This is a genomic window from Bradyrhizobium sp. 23 (assembly GCF_023073295.1).
GTDB lineage: Bacteria > Pseudomonadota > Alphaproteobacteria > Rhizobiales > Xanthobacteraceae > Bradyrhizobium > Bradyrhizobium canariense_D.
On record NZ_JADPJF010000002.1, the window covers coordinates 1 to 7,446 of the forward strand.

Genomic DNA, 7,446 nt, shown 5'->3' on the forward strand with positions numbered 1-7,446 from the left:
AGCCCTTCGTCTGGACCAAGAAAAAGGTTCGTCAACGCCCCTTCAAAGGCCGCCGTATCACTCAGCTCTGATTCCGGGTACTAGTGGCGCACGAACTCTCCTAAAAGCGGATCAAAAGGTTGCTCAGAGTTTGTGTGGCTGGCACGTTTGTTGCTGTGTTGAACAGGTGCCAATCTGGTTCGACCGCATTCAAGAGCGCAAGGTGAGCCGAGGACGAACGGGCGGGCGCCTGCCGAGTATTCTTAACTGGCCCTTGAAGGAGAGTAAAATGCCCGTACTGCAAGGACATATCGACAAGACGAGCGTCGCTTAGAATGTCGATAGAAACATGAAAAATAAGGCCGTTCCCATTCGTCAAATCCGTAAGATCCATTCGATGGGTTGTGTCTTCCCGAACGATCTTGGAGTGGACGACCATCTCCTGTGCTGCAGGTCCGCCGAGGCCTTGTCGGTCCAGGGCGAAGTCTATGCCATTTCCCTTCTGTAGAACGAATAGTCGGCTGTTTTGGCCCAGATTCGCGCCGCAGGATGGTGCCCTTGACGACTAGCTACTGAGTAGCGCCCGCAGGAGAGCTGGATGGATATCTCTTTCACTAAGGACGAGCAGGCGTTTCGCGAGGAGGTGCGGCAGTTCTTCCGCGAGAACGTGCCGCCGGACACGCAGCGCAAGCTGGCCGAGAGCCGTCACCTTTCGAAGGAAGAGATGGTGACGTGGTGGCGCATCCTCAACAAGAAGGGCTGGGGCGTTAGCCACTGGCCCAAGCAATATGGCGGCACCGGCTGGACATCCGTGCGGCACTACATCTTCAACGAGGAGCTGCAGTCCTATCCCGCACCACGGCCGCTCGCCTTCGGCGTCAGCATGGTCGGCCCGGTCATCTACACCTTCGGCAATGAGGAGCAGAAAAAGAAGTATCTGCCGCGCATCGCCAATGTCGACGACTGGTGGTGTCAGGGCTTCTCCGAGCCGGGCTCCGGCTCCGACCTCGCCTCGCTCAAGACCAAGGCCGAGCGCAAGAGCGACAAGTGGATCATTAACGGCCAAAAGACCTGGATCACGCTCGCCCAGCACGCCGACATGATCTTCTGCCTCTGCCGCACGGATCCCAGCGCCAAGAAGCAGATGGGCATCTCCTTCATCGTGTTCTCGATGAAGTCGAAGGGCGTCACCGTGCGGCCGATACAGACCATCGACGGCGGCCACGAGGTCAATGAGGTGTTCTTCGACGACGTCGAGGTGCCGGTCGAGAACCTAATCGGCGAGGAGAACAAGGGCTGGGATTACGCCAAGTTCCTGCTTGGCCACGAGCGCACCGGCATCGCCCGGGTCGGCGTCTCCAAGGAGCGGATCCGCCGCATCAAGGATCTAGCGTCGAAGGTCGAGTCCGGCGGCAAGCCCATCATCCAGGATCCTGCCTTCCGCGCGAAGCTCGCCGCCTGCGAGATCGAGCTTAAGGCGCTCGAGCTCACCCAGCTGCGCGTCGTCGCCGACGAAGGCAAGCACGGCGAGGGCAAGCCCAATCCGGCCTCGTCAGTGCTGAAGATCAAGGGCTCTGAGATTCAGCAGACCACCACCGAGCTGCTCATGGAAATGATCGGTCCGTTCGCCGCGCCCTACGACGTGCACGGCGATGACGGCCCGAACGACCCCATGGATTGGACGGCCCAGATCGCGCCGAGCTACTTCAACAACCGCAAGGTCTCGATCTACGGCGGCTCCAACGAGATCCAGCGCAACATCATCGCGAAAGCAGTGCTGGGGCTGTGACCTCTCTCCTTTCTCCCTCCCCGCTCTTCCCGGGGTGGGGTTGGGGTGAGGGGCTCTCTCCGCGCAGGCACTGTCGAGAGAGCGGTATCCCCTCGGCCAGATCGCAAGTGCGAACGGACCTCTTCCCGCAGGAGGAGAGGTGAAGAGGCGCCCGCCACGCAGACACTTAAGAGTTGAGGAAACAGAAATGGATTTTGATTTGACCGAGGAGCAGCGGCTTCTAAAGGACAGCATCGACGGCCTCTTGAGCGATTCCTACGATTTCGAGAGCCGCAAGAAATATATGAAGGAGAAGGGCGGCTGGAGCAAAGTCGTCTGGGGCAAGCTCGCCGAGCAGGGCTTGCTCGGACTTCCCTTCAGCGAGGCTGATGGCGGCTTCGGCGGTGGCGGCGTCGAGACCATGATCGTGATGGAAGCGCTCGGCAAGGCGCTGGTGCTGGAGCCTTATCTCGCCACGGTCGTGATTGGCGGCGGCTTCCTTCGTCATGGCGGCACCGATGCGCAGAAGGCGGCGCACGTGCCGCGCATCATCGACGGCAGAAAGACGACGGCCTTCGCCCAGCTCGAGAAGAATTCGCGCTATGATCTGTTCGACGTCTCGACGACGGCGAAGAAGAAGGGCGACGGCTGGATCATCGACGGCGAGAAATTCGTCGTGCTCAACGGCGAGAATGCCGACACGCTCGTCGTGACCGCCCGCACCAGGGGCGACCGCCGCGACACCGCCGGCATCGGCGTGTTCCTGGTTCCGGCCGACGCCAAGGGCGTGGCGAAAAAATCCTACCCCACGCAGGACAGCCTGCACGCCGCCGACATCACTTTCACCGGTGTTGAGGTCGGCGCCGATGCCGCAATCGGCAATCCTGACGACGGCCTCGCGCTGATCGAGCGCGTGGTGGACGAAGCCCGCGTCGCGCTCTGCGCCGAGGCGGTCGGCTTGATGGACGTATCGCTCAAGTCCACCCTGGAGTACATCAAGACGCGAAAGCAGTTCGGTGTCGCGATCGGCTCGTTCCAGTCTCTGCAGCACCGCGCCTCCGACATGTTCGTCGCCGCCGAGCAGGCCCGTTCGATGTCGATGTTCGCGACCATGGCGAGCGATTTCGAGAACGCCAGGGAACGCGCCAACGCGATCGCCGCGGCCAAGGTGCAAATCGGCAAGTCGGCAAAATTCGTCGGCGAGCAGTCGATCCAGCTGCACGGCGGCATCGGCATGACCATGGAGGCGAAGATCGGCCACTACTTCAAGCGCCTAACCATGATCGAGAACACCTTCGGCGACACCGAGCATCACCTCCGGCGCATTAGTCAGGCCTCCGGGCTGATAAAGTGACGTGCTATGGACAAGGCTGATTTTGTCGGTGATGCGCCTAACGGGACACCGGTCCTCAATCCGGTCCGAGATTACTTGAACTATGACCGCTGCGCTTCAACGGAATCGCCGTTCTTGTTTGTACGTCGATACAAGCTTCAGCTAAAGGTCAACGCAAGTCGAAATACGAAATTCCTTGCAGCTCTGGAGCGGCTCAGGATATGTCTCTTTCGGCATCATCGACAAGAACGGGATCGTGCCGGATCGTCCTCGACATTGTACGGTCCCTCCTTCTTTATGATAGGACACGCGTAGGGCTGATCCTAAGCGCGACGGTCCCTCGAATGTCTTCTAGTCGAGATTTGCGCTCTTCCTTCCAAGCGGCATTAGGCTCGGATGCCCAGTCGCCCGCCTTGTATCGACCGATGTTTGTGCGTTTGGTGATCCCGACTGCGTCTGAAGTGCGGCGCTGACAGCCGTGCTCGGTCGTATCCTGGAGCACCTAGGACAGGACCATCGGATCGTGCGCGCGCTCACGAGTCCTTGAAAGTGGCCGGTTAGAATTACCGACCGAAGGCTGAGGAAGAAAAGAAAGGCGGCTCTGGTGCTGGCCTCGTACCTTGCACGCCAGCTGAGTGCTTTTGCCATGGCGCTCCCGATCGGGGATCGACGGCAGAAAAGGAATCACTGTCGATTCTTGCAATGCAATGGCTCGTGTGCTCCTTAGCAGAGGTTGGGCAAATGTGTGCAATTGAAAGCTTCACAGTGGGCTCACCTCTCAACGTGCCAATCACGTCGTGTTCTGTCGAAAAGAGCGCAATTCGTGTGAATCTCTGACAATGCACACAGCCGTGATCGAGCACTGCGACGTTTTTAGGTGCGATCAGGCGTTTAATCCCGGTGTGGGTCTGGCACGGCCTTTGCTATAAAAAAGCAGCAACACTGACGTAAGTCCAGCAAAGACAATAATGCTTCATTTTCTGGAACTAATCTTCTGAAAGAGAAACAAGGTCGCGCAACAAATGGTGCTGCACCTCAAATCTCAGGCCCCTCCGACCAAGTGCAGACTTGGCTGTGTGGGGCGTGTCTTATTCAGATTCGCAAGCCAAGGCACGTGAGGCGATGAACAAAGCGGCTGGAGAGTAAAGATGAAAAAGTACTGCAACCCGAATTTTATTGAAAGAACGATCACGCAGAACCAGTCTACGGAGAACTATTCACAGGAGAACTGGTGCCATTCGGTGAAGCAGGCTGGCAGCTATGATACGCTCGGTTCGATTGCAACGAACATTGCGGACGGCTTCACAATGGTTGCAGTTGGCGACCTCCTTGTGACTCGGCCGCTAACCAAAGGTCAGCATCCTGGCTTCGGCGACATCGTCAAGATCCTTCATGACGCTGATATCGCGTTTGGCAACCTTGAAACCAACATCTTCGATATTCGATCGTTCACGGGAAGTCCACAGGCTGAGTACGGCGGCGCTCATGTGATAAGCCTACCAGAGCTTGGACCCGACTTGAAAGCGATGGGATTCAACATCGTGAGTCGGGCGAATAATCATACGCTTGACTGGGGTGTAGAAGGCATGCGTGAGACGGGCCGATTGCTCGATCAGAATGGGATCGTCCATTCAGGCGCTGGCGAGAACCTTGCACAAGCTGGCGCGGCCCGGTTTCTGGAAACCACGCGCGGTCGGGTGGCATCGGTGTCGTTCGCTTCAACATTCACGCCGCTGTCTTGTGCGGCCGATCCCGTAGGCGAGGCGCCCGGCAGACCAGGAGTCAACGCGCTTCGTTTGGCGCGAAGCATCCTCGTTCCCCCGGAAACGTTAGATTTTTTGAGGCGGCTACGCAATGCGCTGCCCGGCTTCAGGCACCGCAGCGAAGATCGAAACCAGGTCGAGTTCGCCGAAGTAACATACAAGAACGGCGATAGGATCGGCTACAACTTTGAACCTAACCCTCGCGATGTAGCGTTCATACTGAGAAATGTTCGCCGTGGAAAGCAATTCGCCGACTTCTGTATAGTGACCAACCACGGCCACGAGCCTGGGATCTGGAGCCAAGAGCCGCCTGATTACGAACAATCATTTGCGCGAAGAGTAATTGACGCGGGAGCGGACGCATACATCGCGCATGGACCGCACCGGCTGCGAGGTATCGAGATTTACAAGGCCCGACCGATCTTCTATAGTCTTGGCAACTTCATCATGGATGATCTCCATACGCCTGTGGCGGCTGATATGTTTGCCGCTTACGGCAAGGACCCGCGAGAGGACACGGAAGCCGAGGTGACTGTTGAGGAGATGGCAACAGATTTCTCAAACCCGGTCTTTTACGAGAGCGTAATTGCGGTCAGCCGATTCGAGCAGAACCAACTCGCCGAATTGCGGCTTTATCCCGTAGAGCTTGGTTACTCGAGGAGGTTTGCCGATCGGGGAGTCCCGCAATTAGCCCCACCACCACACGCACACGTTATTCTAGAGCGTCTTCAGGAGCTTTCGAAACCATTTGGAACCCGGATAGCGATCGCAGACAACGTTGGCCTCATTCGACTGGCGCCCGCTTCGCCGCTTGGCACGGAAGCGATGTGACCAGCAGGCATTGCGTAAGTGCGCTCGAATGCCAATCCCGGTTTCATCGTGCAGACCGATACTCACCAGCCGATACTCGCCTATGCTACTTCTAGTCAGCTACGGATCGCTGATGTTGCAGGATTCGGGTCCATAAACCGCGATCGCTAATCGTGCTGTCAACGTGAATTTTGCTACAAAAGCCGAGTGGCTCTTTGAAATGAACGGGTGTGAAGGCTCGCGCCGTCTCAGCGCGAACTGAGCGCTGGCGCGCAGCAAAGGCAATCCTTCGGCGCCGCACACATCGAGCGGCGTGCCGCCTCCCGGGCCTACCCGATCAGGCCAAGCTGGTAGGGCAAGTCGAGATGGCCGCACATCTCCTGGCATTCCCTCGCCATGAGCTTGCGCGGTCAGGCGTGGACCCCTAACGATCCAGGCCTTGCTTGGCCATGTTCAGGTCGCACAACCCATCGATACGCCGCTAGCGAGGTCCAGACGATGCGAGCGGTCTCGAGAGGCGCACGTCTCAGGCGAAGCAGCGCGCGCATCCGGCGGAACAACACTTCCTGCAGCTGCTGACCAGATCTGATGGTTATGTGACGTCGGAATCCAGCCGTGGCCGACCCTGGCCGGCGTTAGGGTGCTCCGCCACATAATCTCGTCTGACACATAAGTGAGAACCGCAAGGGTCAGGCTTTGCATGTTGCAGGTCGGGATCATCGACGTTTCAGAAGCTCAAGAACACGTTTCCGCGGGCAGGGTCTACGGTCCGATCAACGCCGACGCGACAGTCGCGCCAAGCTCGATCTCGATGATGTTGTAGGCGATGGAGCGGCGGGTCGCAGCGCGCTCAACGATACCGGAGCTGCCGCCGAGGCGATCTCAACAGCGAGAGCCGTTACGGTCTGGCCGCCCAGCTACCCCTAGTAAGCCCCGGTGAGGCTTTCAATTACCCACAAATTCTCCTCCGACCAAGGCGCCTAACGCGATGTCAGTGAGGCGCGACAGCCCGCGCCACATGACCGTATTGCCGGGGGCGGATTGCTGGCGCGGGCGAGATAACCATCGAGCCGGGCGATCTTGATTGAGAATTGCGAAGGCGTCTTCTGTCTCGCTTTGGGTTTGTCGTTGACGAGGCTATCGAACACGCCGATTCCTGTCGCGGTCAACGCGAGGGTTGGCGGCGCGTCTGGAGCGGAACGGTTGAGCATCGTCATCCAGAAGACCCGCCAACTCAAGATGCAAACGAGCGAGATCAGATTGGTCAGGCGCTGGGCGATCCTAACATTACAGTTGTCTTTTTGATTTGAAGTGAGCGCGTTGAGCGGCAGCCTGGTGAGCTCTGCGCCAGAAAGACCATGCGAGTGCGTGCGGGTTGAATACGCTTTCGAGCAAGTCTGATGGCAATGCGGCGGATTTCCCGGATTGACCAACGGATCAGTGGCGGTGTGGTTATGCTTTGGCTTTTGCCGGGGGCGACGTTTCGTTTTTTTGGCGGTGGCGCATTAGCGCGATGTCGGATCGCGGCCATCATGGCGAAGGCGAGCATCACCAAGGACGCATGACGGTGCCAGCCATGCCAGGATCTGCTCTCGTTGTGATCGAGCCAGAACTCGTTTTTCGTGGTTTCAAAGCTGTCCTCGATCGCTCATCGATGGCCTTCGATCGCGACCAGCGTTTCAATTGATGTTCCCGCCGGGCACCAGGTAGTGAAGAAGGCGAGATCGCCATCGGCGATATGGCGACGGATCAGCAGACCGCGCGTCCATAAACCATCATTTGCGCTGTTGAAC

At 58.3% G+C, this 7,446-nt stretch carries 4 protein-coding genes and 1 pseudogene; 4 read left to right on the top strand and 1 reads right to left on the bottom strand.

Translation table 11 applies throughout. The features are described from left to right. From IVB32_RS00655 to IVB32_RS00670, 4 genes are all read left to right on the top strand, one after another. A partial coding sequence (locus IVB32_RS00655) for a hypothetical protein (RefSeq protein WP_247409529.1) occupies positions 1-313 on the top strand: 313 nt, incomplete at its 5' end. A gap of 264 nt (positions 314-577) precedes the next feature. Continuing rightward, positions 578-1,768: a pimeloyl-CoA dehydrogenase large subunit gene (pimC, locus tag IVB32_RS00660; protein WP_247409531.1), complete on the top strand. Its 1,191-nt coding sequence runs from the start codon at positions 578-580 to the stop codon at positions 1,766-1,768. Between the two features lie 187 nt (positions 1,769-1,955). Further along, positions 1,956-3,101, top strand: coding sequence for a pimeloyl-CoA dehydrogenase small subunit (pimD, locus tag IVB32_RS00665; RefSeq protein ID WP_247409533.1), 1,146 nt, complete (start codon positions 1,956-1,958; stop codon positions 3,099-3,101). 1,127 nt (positions 3,102-4,228) lie between these two features. Next, entirely contained in the window at positions 4,229-5,674 is a 1,446-nt protein-coding gene (locus IVB32_RS00670) for a CapA family protein (RefSeq protein ID WP_247409535.1), read from the top strand. A gap of 1,468 nt (positions 5,675-7,142) precedes the next feature. Here the strand turns inward: IVB32_RS00670 and IVB32_RS00675 are convergent. Then, positions 7,143-7,446, bottom strand: a pseudogene (locus tag IVB32_RS00675) (IS701 family transposase); the annotation flags it as partial.